We start from the raw sequence: 15,790 nt of genomic DNA on the forward strand, positions 1-15,790 counted from the left end.
GGTTCTTCCGCGGAGGGTCCCCGGGCAATGCGCCCGGGGACCCTCCGCGTGTGTGACCCTTTCCCTCATGGCTGTCGTACGTGATCTGCGCGTACTCCTGCGTCTGCGGGACTTCCGCAATCTGCTCGCCGTACGGCTGCTCTCCCAGGCAGCCGACGGGGTCTACCAGGTCGCGCTGGCCGCCTACGTCGTCTTCTCCCCGGAGAAGCAGGCCTCGCCGGCCGCCATCGCCTCGGCCATGGCGGTGCTCCTGCTGCCCTATTCGGTGATCGGCCCCTTCGCCGGAGTCCTCCTTGACCGCTGGCGGCGCCGCCAGGTGTTCCTCTACGGCAACCTGCTGCGGGCCTTCCTCGCCTGCGTCACCGGCATGCTGATCGTCGCGCACGTTCCCGACTGGCTCTTCTACGCCTCGGCCCTGTCCGTGACCGCGGTCAACCGCTTCGTCCTGGCCGGGCTCGCCGCATCCCTGCCGCGGGTCGTCGCACCCGGCCAGCTGGTCACCGCGAACGCCCTCTCACCCACCGCGGGAACGCTCGCCGCCGTCGCCGGCGGGGGCCTGGCCTTCCTCGTGCGGGTACTGGCCGATGACTCCGACGCCCTGGTCGTACTCCTCGGAGCCGGCCTCTACCTGTGTGCGGCCCTGGTCTCCCTGCGCCTGGCCCTGGACCTCCTCGGACCCGACCACCCTCCCGGCCGCATCAACCCGACGATCGGCCAGGGGGTCGCCCTCACCCTGCGGGGACTGGCCGAGGGCCTGCGGCACCTGGCCTCCCGGCGCGAGGCGGCCCGGGCGCTCACCGCCATGACCGTCATGCGCTTCTGCTACGGGGCCCTGTTCGTCATGCTGCTCATGCTCTGCCGCTACGCCTGGTCGGACACCGAGGCCGACGGGCTGGCGCTGCTGGGCGTCACGGTCGGCGTCTCCGGGGCGGGGTTCTTCGCCGCCGCCGTCGTCACTCCCTGGCTGGTGGGCTGGCTGGGCGCCCTCGGTTCCATCACCCTGTGCGCCGCGGGCGCCGCGGTGCTGGTGCCCGCACTCGGCCTGTTCTTCGCGCCCGGGCCGATGCTGGCGGCCGCCTTCGTGCTGGGCCTCGCTACCCAGGGGGCCAAGATCTCCACCGACACCGTCGTGCAGTCCCAGGTGGACGACGCCTTCCGCGGCCGCGTCTTCTCCGTCTACGACGTGCTCTTCAACGCCGCCTTCGTGGGCGCCGCTGGGGTGGCCGCTCTCGTGCTCCCCCTCGACGGGCACTCCGTCCCCCTGGTCCTCGGGGTGACGGTGCTCTACACCGCCACCGCGGCACTCCTCATGCGTCAGAGCGATACGCGTCAGGGCGATGTTTCACGTGAAACATCGCCCTGACCGCAGACCACCGGCCGCAGCACGACCGGTGGGCCGATGTTTCACGGGAAACATCGGCCCACCCCGGCCCTCAGCCCTGTGCCGCCCACCACTCCTTGAGCGCGGCCACCGCCGCGTCGTGCTCCATCGGGCCGTTCTCCAGCCGCAGCTCCAGCAGGAATGCGTAGGCCTTGCCGATCACCGGGCCGGGGCCCACGTCGAGGACCCGCATGATCTCGTTGCCGTCGAGGTCGGGCCGGATCGCGTCCAGCTCCTCCCTCTCCTGCAGCTGGGCGATGCGCTCCTCCAGCCCGTCGTAGGTGCGGGAGAGCGCGTTCGCCTTGCGCTTGTTGCGCGTGGTGCAGTCGGAACGGGTCAGCTTGTGCAGCCGGTCCAGCAGCGGACCGGCGTCACGGACGTAGCGCCGCACGGCGGAGTCGGTCCACTCCCCGTCCCCGTACCCGTGGAAGCGCAGGTGCAGCTCCACCAGCCGGGACACGTCCTTGACCATGTCGTTGGAGTACTTGAGCGCGGTCATGCGCTTCTTGGTCATCTTCGCGCCCACCATCTCGTGGTGGTGGAAGGAGACCCGTCCGTCGCTCTCGAACCTGCGGGTCCGGGGCTTGCCGATGTCGTGCAGCAGGGCCGCGAGCCGCAGCACCAGGTCCGGGCCCTCGTCCTCCAGCGCGATCGCCTGCTCCAGCACGATCAGCGAGTGGTCGTAGACGTCCTTGTGCCGGTGGTGCTCATCGCTCTCCAGACGCAGCGCCGGCAGCTCCGGCAGCACGTGCTCGGCCAGCCCCGTGTCCACGAGGAGGCCCAGGCCCTTGCGCGGGTGCGCGGAGAGCAGGAGCTTGTTCAGTTCTCCCTGGACCCGCTCGGCCGAGACGATCTCGATGCGGCCGGACATCTCCGTCATCGCCGTCACCACGTCCGGGGCGACCTCGAAGTCGAGCTGGGCGGCGAACCGTGCCGCCCGCAGCATCCGCAGCGGGTCGTCGGAGAAGGAGTCCTCGGCCGTGCCCGGGGTCCGCAGCACGCCCGCCCGGAGGTCCTCCAGACCGCCGTGCGGGTCCACGAACTCCTTCTCGGGGAGCGCGACGGCCATCGCGTTCACCGTGAAGTCACGGCGGACGAGGTCTTCCTCGATGGAGTCGCCGTAGGAGACCTCGGGCTTGCGCGAGGTCCGGTCGTAGGACTCCGAGCGGTACGTGGTCACCTCGATCTGGAAGCTGCGATCCACGTCCCCGACGCGCGCGTCCTTCTGCGCACCGACCGTGCCGAAGGCGATGCCGACGTCCCAGACCGAGTCGGCCCACGGCCTGACGATCTTGAGAACGTCCTCGGGGCGGGCATCGGTGGTGAAGTCCAGATCGTTGCCGAGGCGCCCGAGCAGCGCGTCGCGGACGGACCCGCCGACCAGGGCGAGACGGAAACCCGCCTCCTGGAAACGGCGGCCGAGCTCGTCGGCGACAGGGGCGATCCGCAGCAGTTCACTCACCGCGCGGGCCTGCCCGTGATTCAGGACACTGGGGTTGTCTTCGTTGGCGTTCGGCACAACAGAAAAGGGTACGTGCCCGGCCCGCCCGGAGCTCCCGTGTTTCGCGGCCACCCCGGCCCCCGGCCGCTCCGGGGCGGAGCCGATCATGTGGAGCAAGGCGCGGCACTCGCGCACAGCGGGCCTCGTTACCATGCGTGGACGCACAAACGACGACCACTGACACTCCGAGGGACGGACGAGCGCGTTGGCCGAGGCGGCAGACATCCAGGGGGCGCCCCTCGCTCCTGCCCGGCGACGGTGGCTGCGGCGCGCGGTCGTCCTGCTCGCAGGGACGCCGGTCCTCGCCGGCCTGGTCTACTCGCACGCTCCCGAAGCCCAGGCCGCCGACACGGCGGCCGCCGCCGTCGACGTCCAGCTCGACGGGCTGACGCCGAGCGCCCCGGTCAAGGGCGACACCCTCACCATCTCGGGCACCGTGACCAACAACGGCACCGAGAAGATCACCGACGCGCACGTGGGTCTGCGGGTCGGGCCGGCGCTGGGGGACCGCACCTCCATCGAGGAAGCCGCCGAGCGCGGCGGTTTCCGGGCCGGTACCGACCCTGCGGAGGTCGGCGCCGAGTTCGCCGTGAAGATCGATTCGCTGCCTTCGAAGGTCAGCCAGCCGTTCACCCTCAAGGTTCCGGTGAACAAGCTGGACCTGGACGAGGACGGCGTCTACCAGCTCGGCGTCTCCCTGTCCGGGGAGACCGCGAGCCGCCAGTACGAGCAGGTCCTCGGCATCAAGCGGACCTTCCTGCCCTGGCAGCCGGAGGCCGCCGCCAAGCGTTCCCAGCTCGCGTACGTCTGGCCCCTGATCTCCACCACGCACCTGACCTCGGAGACCGGCTCGGACGAGCTGCAGACCCCCGTCTTCCTCGACGACGGCCTCGCCGACGAGCTGAAGCCGGGCGGCCGCCTGGAACAGATGGTCACCCTCGGCAAGGACCTTCCCATCACCTGGGTCATCGACCCGGACCTGCTCTACACCGTCGACGCGATGACCAAGGGCTACCGGGTCCGCACCCCCGACGGCCGGACCGTCGCGGGCAAGAACAAGGCCATCGCCGAGCAGTGGCTGAGCTCGCTGGAGAACGCCGTCCAGGGCAAGAAGGTCGTCGCGCTGCCCTTCGCGGATCCGGACATCGCCTCGCTCGCCCACCGCGGCAAGGACGTCTCCGGCACCCTCGGACAGCTGCGGCCGGCCACCGACAAGGCGAAGGACGCCGTCGAGACCGTCCTGCACGTCCCCGCGAGCACCGACTTCTCCTGGCCCGTGAACGGGGCGATCGACCCCTCGATCGTCAACGTCGCGACGTCGGCCGGCGCCCACAACGTCCTCACCCGCAGCGACAGCCTCCAGGAGACCGGCGCCCTCGGCTACACCCCGTCGGCCGCGCGGCCCATCGGCGCGGGCACCACGGCCGTGGTCGCCGACGCCGACCTCTCCACCGCGTTCGAGGGCGACATGCTCCGCGCCGGGAACTCCACCCTCTCGGTGCAGCAGTTCCTCGCCCAGACCCTCGCCCTGAACCTGCAGAAGGCCGACAGCCAGCGCAGCTTCGTCGTCGCCCCGCAGCGGACGCCCAGCGCCAGTCAGGCACAGACGATGGCCGCCGCCATACGGGGTCTGCAGTCGGGCCGCTGGAGCCAGGCCGTGGACCTGGAGGCGGCGGCCGCCGCGACTCCCGACCCCCGCGCCGCCACCCAGGTCCCCGGAGCCGGCCAGTACCCCGAGGCGCTGAGCAAGCAGGAACTGCCGGTCTCCGCCTTCGAGAAGATCCGCGCCACCGAGACCACCCTCGACCACTTCAAGGTGATCCTGACCGCGCCCGACCGCGTGGAGATCCCCTTCGGCAACACCACCAACCGGGAGATGTCCACCTCCTGGCGCGGCCGCCCCGACGCGGCCCGGGAGTACCGGGACCAGGTGCAGCAGTACCTGGTCCGGCTCACCGAGAAGGTCAAGATCATCCCCAAGTCCGACGCGACCCTCTCCGGACACAGCGCGACCATCCCCGTCACCGTCCAGAACGGCCTCGTCCAGGACACCCACAACCTGGTCCTCCGGCTGCGCTCCGCCAACCCGACCCGGCTGATGTTCGGCGACAGCGGGGAGGCCCAGCAGGAGGTCTCCATCCAGGGCGGGCACAGCCAGACCGTGAAGTTCCCCGCCAACGCCACGGCGAGCGGCCCGGTCGAGGTCACGGCCCAGCTCTTCACCACCGACGGCGTGCCCTACGGCAAGGCCCGCAAGTTCACCGTCGAAGCCACCGAGGTCACCCCGACCGTCATGCTCGTCATCGCGGGCGGGGTCCTCCTCCTCGTGCTGGCGGGCATCAAGATGTACGCCACCCGCAAGCGTGTCGCAGCACGCGCCGCCGCCGAGGAGAACACGCAGCAGAGTGACGAGTCCCCGGACACCGGACCGCAAAGCGCGGACCCGTCCGGCACGGGTGAGACAGTGGACCGTTGAGCGATGCCGTGGCCGGTCGGCCTGGGGACGATGAGGTGGGGTTTCGATGAACGCGCCGTACGAAGGTGACCGCGCGCAGGGCACTGGCGGGCCCGCGCCCTCCCAGGGCACTGCCCCCGGCGCCCCGGTGCCGGGACAGGTGCCCGCACCCGCGCCGGCACCGGACCACGACCCGTATGTCCAGGACGCCTACGCCTACGACCCGTACCGGGCCCAGGACCTCTCCGCCCAGGACCCGGTGGCGGAGGTCCTCTACGACCGGGCCTCGCACCCGCCACCGCCGCCCGGCACCTTCCAGGAGCCCGGTCCGCTCTACGCGGCCCCGCCGGCCCCCTCGTACGCCCCGGACCCGCGGGTGTGGGCCCAGACCCCGCCGCCCGAACCGGACGGCCCGTCCCGGCACCTGCCCTACGGGGACCACGCCACGACCACGCAGTTCGTCGGCGTGGACTCCCTCGTGACCAAGGCCGCCGACCAGGACCAGGACCCCCGCCCCGACGCCTTCGCCCACCTCTACCGGGACCAGGACGCGGCACCCCGCACCCCCGCCGAGGACGCGCCCGTCGCCGCCCCGGCACCGAGCAAGCCCGCCGGACGCGCCTCCAGCCTGCTCAAGTCCAGCGCCCTGATGGCAGCCGGCACCATCGTCTCCCGCATCACCGGCTTCCTGCGGACCCTGGTGATCGCCGGGGCGATCGGCGTCGCCACCCTCAACGACAGCTACCAGGTCGCCAACACCCTGCCGACGATGATCTACGTCCTGGTCGGCGGCGGCGCCCTCAACGCCGTCTTCATCCCGCAGCTGGTGCGCGCGATGAAGAACGACGAGGACGGGGGAGAGGCCTACGCCAACCGGCTGCTGACCCTCGTCATGGTCCTGCTCGGCGCCGTCACCGTGGTGTGCGTGCTCGCGGCACCGCTGTTCATCGGCATGATGTCGCAGAAGATCGCCAACGACCCGGCCCGGATGGACGTCGCCGTCGCCTTCGCCCACTACTGCCTGCCCACCATGTTCTTCATGGGCGTGCACGTGGTCCTCGGTCAGATCCTCAACGCCCGCGGCCGGTTCGGCGCGATGATGTGGACCCCGGTCCTCAACAACATCGTCGTCATCGCCACCTTCGGCGCCTTCATCTGGGCCTTCGGCGGCTTCACCACCACCGGCGTCACCGAGGCCGGCATCACCCCCGAGGGCGTCCGGCTGCTGGGCCTGGGCACCCTGCTCGGCCTCGTCGTCCAGTCCCTGGCGATGCTCCCCTACCTGCGCGACGCCGGCTTCAGGCCGCGCCTGCGCTTCGACTGGAAGGGCCACGGCCTCGGCAAGGCGGCCGGACTGGCCAAGTGGACCTTCTTCTTCGTCCTCGCCAACCAGCTCGGCCTCATCGTCGTCACCCAGCTCGCCACCTGGGCGGGCGAGGTGGCCGACAAGCAGGGCCACGGCGGTACCGGCATCACCGGCTACAACTACGCCCTGCTGCTCTGGCAGATGCCGCAGGCCATCATCACCGTCTCCGTCATGACCGCCGTCCTGCCGCGCATCTCCCGCTCCGCTCACGACGGCGACGCCGCCGCGGTCCGCGACGACATCTCCTACGGACTGCGCACCTCGGCCGTCGCGATCGTGCCCTGCGCCTTCGCCTTCCTCGCCCTGGGCGTCCCCATGGCCGGCCTGCTCTACGCCGGTTCCGGCACGCAGAGCGCCCAGAACATCGGTTTCATCCTGATGGCCTTCGGCCTCGGACTGATCCCCTACTCCGTCCAGTACGTCGTCCTGCGCGGCTTCTACGCCTACGAGGACACCCGGACGCCCTTCTACAACACCGTCATCGTGGCCGCCGTCAACGCGGGCATGTCCGCGGTGGCCTTCTTCGTGCTCCCCGCCCGCTGGGCCGTCGTCGGCATGGCGGCCGCCTACGGCCTCGGCTACGTCGTGGGCGTCGGTGTCGCCTGGCGCCGGCTGCGCACCCGCCTGGGCGGCGACCTCGACGGGGCGCACGTGATGCGCACCTACACCCGCCTCATCGGCGCCTGCGTCCCCGCCGCCGCCGTGGCGGGCGCCGTGGCCTTCGCCGTCCTGCGGTTCATCGGCAGCGGAGCCCTCGGCTCCCTCACCGCCCTGGTGGCCGGCGGCATCGCCCTGGCGGCCGTGTTCCTCGTCGCCGCCAAGCGCATGCGCATCGAGGAACTCAACGCCATGGTCGGGATGGTCCGCGGGCGCCTGGGACGCTGATGCGTACAACCTTCCCCGTCCCTGGCGTGTCGTGCAGATCGGTGGACTGTGGGCACAATTGGCATGGCTTCGCAGACTGGCCGACAGCGCGCAACGGATGGGGAGGCGGGGACGACGGTGGCGGAACGTAGCACGGCTGCCGTCGACGTGGCCGACAACAGCGGCGACGAGCCGCTGGCCGCGGAGACGGTCCAGGCCACGGCCGACGGGGTGGACACCCAGAACGGACAAGCCGCGGACGGAACCATGCCCGAGAAGGACGGCGAGCGCGGTAACCCGGCACCCACCGCCGCGCCCGAGCTGCACAGCGGCCACAAGCTGGCCAGACGCTACCGGCTCGAAGAGTGCGTCACCCGTCTGGACGGATTCAGCAGCTGGCGTGCGATGGACGAGAAGCTGCGCCGGGCCGTGGGCGTCCACCTGCTGCCCGCCGACCACGCGCGGGCCCGGTCCGTCCTGGCCGCCGCCCGCTCCTCGGCCCTGCTCGGCGACCCCCGGTTCGTCCAGGTCCTCGACGCCGTGGAGGAGAACGACCTCGTCTACGTCGTCCACGAGTGGCTCCCCGACGCCACGGAGCTCACCGCGGTCCTCGCCGCGGGCCCCATGGAGCCGCACGAGGCCTACCAGCTCGTCAGCCAGGTCTCCCAGGCCATGGCCGCCGCGCACCGCGAGGGCCTGGCACACCTGCGCCTGACCCCCAGCGCCATACTGCGCACCTCCACGGGCCAGTACCGCATCCGCGGCCTCGCCGTGAACGCCGCCCTGCGCGGCATCACCAGCGAGACCCCGCAACGCGCGGACACCGAGGCCATCGGCGCCCTCCTGTACGCCGCGCTGACCCAGCGCTGGCCGTACGAGAACGACGCCTACGGCCTCACCGGCCTGCCCAAGGGCGTCGGTCTCATCGCCCCCGACCAGGTCCGCGCGGGCGTGCACCGGGGGCTGGGCGAGCTGGCCATGCGCGCCCTCGCCAACGACGGAGCCACCGCCTCGCGGCAGGAGCCCGCCTGCACCACCCCGGAGGAGCTCTCCAAGGCGGTGGCCGCGATGCCCCGCATCCGCCCGCCGGAGCCCACCTTCACGGCCCCTCCGGAGTACCAGCACACCACGTACCAGCAGGGCAGCTACGGCAGGCCCCAGGGCCCCGGCATGCCCACCGCCCAGGTCCTCACCGTCGTCCCTCCGCCGCCGCCCCTGCAGAGCCGTACCGGCCGCGTCCTCAAGTGGGGCGTCGCGGCCCTGCTGATCGCCGCCCTCGGACTGGGCAGCTGGCAGCTGGCCGACACCCTGCTCAACCGGAACAACCAGGGCAGCAGCAGCGGCAGCCAGAACGCCCAGCAGAAGCCCGAGGACATCGAGCAGAAGAAGGTACCGGTACCCCTGACCATCACCGATGCACGCGAGTACGCGCCCGATGGCAGGCCCCAGAGCGCGGGATCCGTCAAGAACACCTACGACGGGGATTCCTCCACGCACTGGCGCACCATGTACTACCTCGACGGTCCCGATCTGAAGCCGTCCATCAAGACCGGCGTCGGCATCGTCTACGACCTCGGATCCGAGCAAGAGGTCACCAGTGCCTCCATAGCGCTGCGGTTCGCGGGCGACCACACCACCACCACGCTCTACGCGGCCAACTCCCTCGACCCTTCCGGCACGGTCTCCTCCATGCCGAGGCTGGCCACGGCCAAAACCTCCGACAGCAGCTTCACCCTGACCGTCAACAAGCCGGTCAAGACCCGGTACATCCTGCTGTGGATGACCGCCATGCCGTGGGCTCCCGCCGAGGGCGGCAGCGGTGCCGGGTACAAGCAGGCCATCACCGACGTGAAGTTCACAGGCTGACCGGCAGCAGCGAAGGGGGCGGCGTTGGACGAGGCAACACCCATCGGCGGCCGCAGCGACCAGGAACTCCTGGCGCTGCACGCCGCCGGAGACCCGGACGCCTTCGGTGAGCTCGTACGCAGGCACCGCGACCGGCTGTGGGCCGTGGCCCTGCGCACCCTCGGCGACCGGGAGGAGGCCGCCGACGCCGTCCAGGACGCCCTCGTCTCCGCCTACCGGGCCGCGCACACCTTCCGCGGCGAATCCGCCGTCACGACCTGGCTGCACCGGATCACCGTGAACGCCTGCCTGGACCGGGCCCGCAAGGCCGCCTCCCGCAGGACCTCCCCCCTCGACGACACGGACCGCCTGGAGCGCCTCCTGGAGCCCCACGAGTCCGCCGAGGCGCCCGCAGAGCGCCAGGACCTCCACCGGCAGCTCCTGGCGGCCCTGAGCACCCTCCCGGCCGATCAGCGGGCCGCCCTGATCCTCGTCGACATGCAGGGCTATCCCGTCGCCGAGGCCGCACTCGTCCTCGACGTCCCCGTCGGCACCGTGAAGAGCCGCTGCGCCCGGGGCCGGGCGAAACTCGTCCCGCTCCTCACTCATCTGCGCACACATACCGGGGATAACACCGATACCGAGCGGGGAAGGAACCGGACACCGGGGACAACCGTCCCACCGGCGGCAGACCGCGAGGACCCGGACCGGGATCCCAACGCAGTGAAGGGCGGAGGTGGACGAGCGTGAGCCCCACAACCGGCACGACCGGCACGATCGGGCACCCCGACGTCTCGGAGATCTCCGAGCTGGCGGAAGGCCTCCTCTCCCCGTCCCGCACGGCGGAGGTCCGCAGCCATCTCGGCGGCTGCCCCCTGTGCGCGGACGTCCGCGCCTCCCTGGAGGAGATCCGGGCCCTGCTCGGCACCCTGCCCGGCCCCGCCCGGATGCCCGTCGACATCGCCGGCCGGATCGACGCGGCCCTCGCCGCCGAAGCGCTCCTCGACGCCACCACCCCGCACGGGGAGCCCGAATCCACCGACCTCACAGCACCCGCCGGCCCCGCCCGGACGGCCGCCGGGGCCCCCGGTCCCGTTGTTTCACGTGAAACGTCCTCCGCCCCGCCCGGGGAAACCGCCGCCCTGCGGCCCTCCGGTCACCCGGCCGGCCCAACCGGCCCCGGACGGCGTCGCGCACGCCGCCGGATCGCCCTCGCCGGCGGACTGCTCGCGGCCTGCGCCGCCGGCGTCCTGGTGTTCAGCCTGGCGTCCGGCGACCACCCCGGCCAGGACTCCCTGAAGAGCGACACATCCACCGCGCAGTCCGGATCCGGCACCCCCGAGTACACCGCTCAGGGGCTGCCCGGCACCGTGCGCCAGCTCCTCGCGTCCGCCGCCCCCGGAGACAAGGCGGCGGGGGAGCAGAACAACACCTTCGGAGTGGAGAACAGCCCTCAGTCCGAACCGAGCCTCGCCCCGGGCAACGGCGAGGCGCCCAGGGCACCCGCCTGCATCCAGGAAGCCACCGGGCGAACCGAAACACCCCTGGGCTTCGAGTCCGGCACTTACGAGGGCAAGGACGTCTTCCTCGTCGTCCTGCCCCACCCGGGCGACCCCGCTTCCGTGGACGCCTACCTCGTCGGCTCCGCCTGCGTCAACGACCCCTCGGCCGGCTCCGGAAAGCCCCTGCTCACCGCGACCTACCCCAGGAGCTGACAGACCGCGAAGCCCGGGGGCGCAACTCGGGAATGCAGGCGCCGTAGGATCCGTTGGGTGGGGTGAGAGTCCACACCGGCCCCCCGGTAGGCAGCAGGCAGTCCGCAGAGACGAGGAATCAACCCGTGAGCGACGTACGAAACGTGATCATCATCGGCTCCGGGCCGGCCGGTTACACCGCCGCCCTGTACACCGCACGCGCTTCGCTCAAGCCCCTGGTCTTCGAAGGCGCCGTCACCGCCGGTGGCGCACTGATGAACACCACCGAGGTCGAGAACTTCCCCGGCTTCCAGGACGGCATCATGGGGCCGGACCTCATGGACAACATGCGTGGCCAGGCCGAGCGCTTCGGCGCCGAGCTGATTCCGGACGACGTCGTCGCCGTGGACCTCACCGGTGAGATCAAGACCGTCACCGACACCGCCGGCACCGTGCACCGCGCCAAGGCCGTGATCGTGACCACCGGTTCGCAGCACCGCAAGCTCGGCCTGCCCAACGAGGACGCCCTCTCCGGCCGCGGCGTCTCCTGGTGCGCGACCTGCGACGGGTTCTTCTTCAAGGACCACGACATCGCCGTGGTCGGCGGCGGTGACACCGCGATCGAGGAAGCAACCTTCCTCTCCCGGTTCGCCAAGTCCGTCACGATCATCCACCGCCGCGACTCCCTGCGCGCCTCCAAGGCCATGCAGGACCGCGCCTTCGCCGACCCGAAGATCAAGTTCGCCTGGGACAGCGAGGTCGCCGAGATCCACGGCGACCCGAAGCTCACCGGCCTCACCCTGCGCAACACCAAGACCGGTGAGACCTCCGCGCTGCCCGTGACCGGCCTCTTCATCGCCGTCGGCCACGACCCGCGCACCGAGCTGTTCAAGGACCAGCTCGAGCTCGACGCGGAGGGCTACCTCAAGGTCGACGCCCCCTCCACCCGCACCAGCCTCACCGGCGTGTTCGGCGCGGGCGACGTGGTCGACCACACCTACCGTCAGGCCATCACCGCCGCGGGCACGGGTTGCTCCGCGGCCCTCGACGCCGAGCGCTTCCTCGCCGCCCTCGCGGACGCCGAGAAGGCGCACGCAGCGGTCTGACACCCTCAAGCAGCACCACACCCCACTCCCCGCAGGAAAAGAAGGAGGCCGCTGTGGCCGGCACCCTCAAGACCGTCACCGACGCAAGCTTCGATGACGACGTCCTCAAGAGCGACAAGCCCGTCCTGGTGGACTTCTGGGCCGCCTGGTGCGGTCCGTGCCGCCAGATCGCCCCGTCCCTCGAGGCCATCGCCTCCGAATACGGCGACGAGATCGAGATCGTCAAGCTCAACATCGACGAGAACCCGGAAACGGCGGCCAAGTACGGCGTCATGTCCATCCCGACGCTGAACGTCTACCAGGGCGGCGAGGTCGTCAAGACCATCGTCGGCGCCAAGCCGAAGGCCGCCATCCTGCGCGACCTCGACGGCTTCGTCACCCCCAAGGCCTGACACCTCCGCGTCCGGGACCGGACGTGATCGCGTGACACGGGGCCGCCCCCTGCCAGGGGCGGCCCCGTTCGCATGTCCTGCGGCGGACGCGGCGGATGCAGCCGTCCTACAACGGACGCAGCGCCGGTTCCTTCCGGGCCGCGCCCAACAGCCGGTCCAGGGCCAGTTCCACGTCTTCCTTCCACGACAGCGTGGACCGCAGCTCCAGCCGCAGCCGGGGACGCGTCGGATGCGGCCGTACCGTCTTGAAGCCCACGGCCAGCAGATGGTCCGCCGGCAGCAGACAGTCCGGACCCTCCCACCGGGCATCCCCGAACGCCTCGATCGCTCGGAAACCCCTGCGCAGCAGATCCTTCGCCACGGTCTGCACCATCACCCGGCCCAGCCCCTGGCCCTGATACCCCGGCATGATCCACGCGGTGATGAGCTGTACGGCGTCCGGGGACACCGGACTGGTCGGGAACGCCGTCGCGCGCGGCACGTAGGCCGGCGGCGCGTACAGGACGAACCCCACGGGAACCTCGTCCACATAGACGACCCGGCCGCACGAGCCCCACTCCAGGAGAACGGCGGAGATCCACGCCTCCTTCTCCTCGGCGGCGGTCCCCGTCTTCACGGCGGCCTCGCCGCTGACGGGGTCCAGCTCCCAGAAGACACAGGACCGGCAACGCCGGGGCAGGTCTTGAAGGTTGTCCAGCGTGAGCGGTACCAGCCGACGACCCATGACCGCATGGTATCCACAGCTCGAATCACCCGAAACCGCGACAAGGCAAAGGGGGCGGCCCGCACCGGCTCACACCGGCATGACCGCCCCCGGCCCGGGAATCACTCCCCGGCAGCACCCTGGTCCAGCACCCGGCCCTCGCCCGGCGCCAGAGTCCCCAGAATCCGCTCCAGATCCTCCATCGACGCGAACTCGACGGTGATCTTCCCCTTCTTCTGGCCCAGATCCACCTTCACCCGCGTCTCGAACCGGTCCGACAACCGCATCGCCAGCTCGCTGAGCGCGGGCGCGACCCGGGCACCCGCCCGCGGACCCTTCGGCTTCACCGCACTCGGCGACTCCGAAGCCATCAGCGCCACGATCTCCTCGACCGCGCGCACCGACAGCCCCTCGGCCACGATCCGGTGTGCCAGCCGGTCCTGCTCCTCGGAGTTGTCCACCGACAGCAGGGCCCGCGCGTGCCCCGCCGACAGCACGCCCGCAGCCACCCGACGCTGCACGGGAGGGGAGAGCTTCAGCAGACGCAGGGTGTTCGAGACCTGCGGGCGGGAACGCCCGATCCGGTCCGCCAGCTGGTCGTGCGTGCAGTTGAAGTCCTGGAGCAGCTGGTCGTACGCGGCCGCCTCCTCCAGGGGGTTCAGCTGTGCCCGGTGCAGGTTCTCCAGGAGGGCGTCCAGCAGCAGCTTCTCGTCGTCCGTGGCCCGGATGATCGCCGGAATACGGCTCAGGCCGGCTTCCCGGCAGGCCCGCCAGCGCCGCTCACCCATGATCAGCTCATAGCGGCCCGGCCCGGACTGGCGCACCACCACCGGCTGGAGCAGACCCACCTCCTGGATGGAGGTCACCAGCTCGGCCAGCGCGTCCTCGTCGAACACCTCGCGCGGCTGGCGCGGGTTCGGCGTGATGGAGTCCATCGGGAGCTCAGCGAACGTGGCCCCCGGGACTTCTCCGGCCTCCGGAGCGGCCACCGGCGCCGGCTCGCTCAGGGAGGCGGCCACCGCCGATGTTTCACGTGAAACATCGGCCTGCGCCAGCGAAGCCAGCTTCGCCGCCGCGATGCCCCGCTCCGAGGGCAGCACCGGTACCGCCGACGGAGACGTCGACCCGGCACCGATCACCGGCGGCACCTTCTCCTGGGGAGCCGCGGGAATCAGCGCGCCGAGCCCCCGCCCCAGACCCCTACGTCGCTCACTCACTGGATCCCCTCCGCCATGCTCTGCGTGTTGTTCATGCCCGCACCCTGATGGGGGTGCTGGGGGTCGTACTGGAATCCGGCCCCGCGGAGCGCGATCTCCCGCGCCGCCTCCAAATAGGAGAGGGAGCCGCTGGAACCCGGGTCATAGGTCAGCACCGTCTGCCCGTAGCTCGGCGCCTCGGAGATGCGGACCGAGCGCGGGATGCTCGTGCGCAGCACCTCCTTGCCGAAGTGGGTGCGCACCTCCTCCGCCACCTGCGAGGCCAGCCGGGTCCTGCCGTCGTACATCGTCAGCAGGATCGTGGACACGTGCAGCGTCGGGTTCAGGTGGGCCCGCACCAGGTCCACATTGCGCAGCAGCTGCCCCAGACCCTCCAGCGCGTAGTACTCGCACTGGATCGGGATCAGCACCTCGGCGCCCGCGACCAGGGCGTTCACCGTCAGCAGGCCCAGCGAGGGCGGGCAGTCGATCAGGATGTAGTCGAGCGGCTGCTCGTACGCCTGGATGGCCCGCTGGAGACGGCTCTCGCGCGCCACGAGGGACACCAGCTCGATCTCGGCACCCGCCAGGTCGATCGTGGCCGGCGCGCAGAAGAGCCCCTCCACGTCGACCACCGGCTGGACGACCTCCATCAGCGGGCGGCTGTCCACGAGCACGTCGTAGATGGACGGCACGTCCGCGTGGTGGTCGATGCCCAGCGCCGTCGAGGCATTGCCCTGCGGGTCGAGGTCGACCACCAGGACCCGTGCACCGTGCAGGGCCAGGGATGCGGCCAGGTTCACGGTCGACGTGGTCTTGCCCACGCCGCCCTTCTGGTTGGCCACCACCATGATCCGGGTCTTCGGGGGCCTGGGCAGGCCCTCACCCGCACGCCCCAGGGCCTCCACCGCGATCTGGGCGGCACGGCCGATGGGCGTGTCTTCGTTGTCCACCAGGGGTGGGGCCGATGTTTCACGTGAAACATCGGCGCCCGGGGATTCAGAGCGGGGACCGGGGACCGGATCGGCCATCGGCCCCGCAAGGTTGGCGTCTGACCGCACGGTGTCACTCTCCTCGGCATCAGGCTCGCGATGAACAGAGCCTGCCATGTCACCGGGGTCGCGAACCAGCGGGGCCCGTACTCCTGTGGATGAATCCACCGATGTGGACAACTCCGTCCCCCCTTCACCCTTGAGGAGACGGGGGGACGTGGCCGCACGACCGCGGCTGATGATTCCGTGCAGCAGAGAGCGACGTTTCACGTGAAACACGATGCCCGGGCGGAGT

General features: G+C 71.1%; 12 protein-coding genes. 8 read left to right on the plus strand and 4 right to left on the minus strand.

What is annotated here, in order from left to right:
* Positions 1 to 67 precede the first annotated feature (67 nt).
* Positions 68 to 1,363, plus strand: coding sequence for an MFS transporter (locus NLX94_RS09020; protein WP_254382084.1), 1,296 nt, complete (start codon positions 68 to 70; stop codon positions 1,361 to 1,363).
* A gap of 70 nt (positions 1,364 to 1,433) precedes the next feature.
* On the opposite strand, the gene NLX94_RS09025 is transcribed toward NLX94_RS09020, so the two are convergent.
* Entirely contained in the window at positions 1,434 to 2,900 is a 1,467-nt protein-coding gene (locus NLX94_RS09025; RefSeq protein ID WP_254382085.1) for a CCA tRNA nucleotidyltransferase, read from the minus strand.
* 187 nt (positions 2,901 to 3,087) lie between these two features.
* On the opposite strand from NLX94_RS09025, the gene NLX94_RS09030 reads away from it, so the two are divergent.
* The 7 genes from NLX94_RS09030 to trxA all read left to right on the plus strand — a co-directional run bounded on the left by NLX94_RS09030 (position 3,088) and on the right by trxA (position 12,604).
* Positions 3,088 to 5,358 carry a DUF6049 family protein gene (locus tag NLX94_RS09030; RefSeq protein WP_254382086.1) on the plus strand — a complete coding sequence of 757 codons (2,271 nt, stop codon included), beginning with the start codon at positions 3,088 to 3,090 and terminating at the stop codon, positions 5,356 to 5,358.
* A 46-nt stretch (positions 5,359 to 5,404) separates the two neighbouring features.
* On the plus strand, positions 5,405 to 7,588 hold the full coding sequence (gene murJ, locus NLX94_RS09035; RefSeq protein ID WP_254382087.1) for a murein biosynthesis integral membrane protein MurJ: 2,184 nt from the start codon (positions 5,405 to 5,407) through the stop codon (positions 7,586 to 7,588).
* 117 nt (positions 7,589 to 7,705) lie between these two features.
* Positions 7,706 to 9,433 (plus strand): protein kinase family protein, encoded by a 1,728-nt coding sequence (locus NLX94_RS09040; protein ID WP_254382088.1) that lies wholly within the window; start codon positions 7,706 to 7,708, stop codon positions 9,431 to 9,433.
* Between the two features lie 24 nt (positions 9,434 to 9,457).
* Positions 9,458 to 10,162, plus strand: a complete 705-nt coding sequence (gene sigM / locus NLX94_RS09045; protein WP_254382089.1) for an RNA polymerase sigma factor SigM — start codon at positions 9,458 to 9,460, stop codon at positions 10,160 to 10,162.
* Positions 10,159 to 11,127 carry a zf-HC2 domain-containing protein gene (locus tag NLX94_RS09050; RefSeq protein WP_254382090.1) on the plus strand — a complete coding sequence of 323 codons (969 nt, stop codon included), beginning with the start codon at positions 10,159 to 10,161 and terminating at the stop codon, positions 11,125 to 11,127. The genes sigM and NLX94_RS09050 overlap by 4 nt, the downstream gene beginning before the upstream one ends.
* 125 nt (positions 11,128 to 11,252) lie before the next feature.
* Positions 11,253 to 12,212 carry a thioredoxin-disulfide reductase gene (trxB, locus tag NLX94_RS09055; RefSeq protein WP_254382091.1) on the plus strand — a complete coding sequence of 320 codons (960 nt, stop codon included), beginning with the start codon at positions 11,253 to 11,255 and terminating at the stop codon, positions 12,210 to 12,212.
* A 53-nt stretch (positions 12,213 to 12,265) separates the two neighbouring features.
* Positions 12,266 to 12,604: a thioredoxin gene (gene trxA / locus NLX94_RS09060; protein WP_254382092.1), complete on the plus strand. Its 339-nt coding sequence runs from the start codon at positions 12,266 to 12,268 to the stop codon at positions 12,602 to 12,604.
* Between the two features lie 106 nt (positions 12,605 to 12,710).
* Here trxA and NLX94_RS09065 read toward each other — a convergent pair whose 3' ends face one another.
* From NLX94_RS09065 to NLX94_RS09075, 3 genes are all read right to left on the minus strand, one after another.
* Positions 12,711 to 13,328, minus strand: coding sequence for a GNAT family N-acetyltransferase (locus NLX94_RS09065; protein WP_254382093.1), 618 nt, complete (start codon positions 13,326 to 13,328; stop codon positions 12,711 to 12,713).
* A 101-nt stretch (positions 13,329 to 13,429) separates the two neighbouring features.
* The gene (locus NLX94_RS09070) at positions 13,430 to 14,524 is read right to left on the minus strand and encodes a ParB/RepB/Spo0J family partition protein (protein WP_254382094.1); all 1,095 of its coding nucleotides are present in this window, start codon (positions 14,522 to 14,524) and stop codon (positions 13,430 to 13,432) included.
* Positions 14,521 to 15,612, minus strand: a complete 1,092-nt coding sequence (locus tag NLX94_RS09075) for a ParA family protein (RefSeq protein ID WP_254382095.1) — start codon at positions 15,610 to 15,612, stop codon at positions 14,521 to 14,523. Before NLX94_RS09075 ends, NLX94_RS09070 begins: the two co-directional genes overlap by 4 nt.
* Positions 15,613 to 15,790: the final 178 nt, after the last annotated feature.

This window comes from Streptomyces sp. TBY4, assembly GCF_024213195.1.
GTDB lineage: Bacteria > Actinomycetota > Actinomycetes > Streptomycetales > Streptomycetaceae > Streptomyces.

What these genes read in the sequence shown, in the direction of transcription:
- NLX94_RS09075 (WP_254382095.1), bottom strand. Translation starts at nt 15,612, where the DNA reads ATGGCAGGCTCTGTTCATCGCGAGCCTGATGCCGAGGAGAGTGACACC.
- murJ (WP_254382087.1), top strand. Translation starts at nt 5,405, where the DNA reads ATGAACGCGCCGTACGAAGGTGACCGCGCGCAGGGCACTGGCGGGCCC.
- NLX94_RS09020 (WP_254382084.1), top strand. Translation starts at nt 68, where the DNA reads ATGGCTGTCGTACGTGATCTGCGCGTACTCCTGCGTCTGCGGGACTTC.
- NLX94_RS09065 (WP_254382093.1), bottom strand. Translation starts at nt 13,328, where the DNA reads ATGGGTCGTCGGCTGGTACCGCTCACGCTGGACAACCTTCAAGACCTG.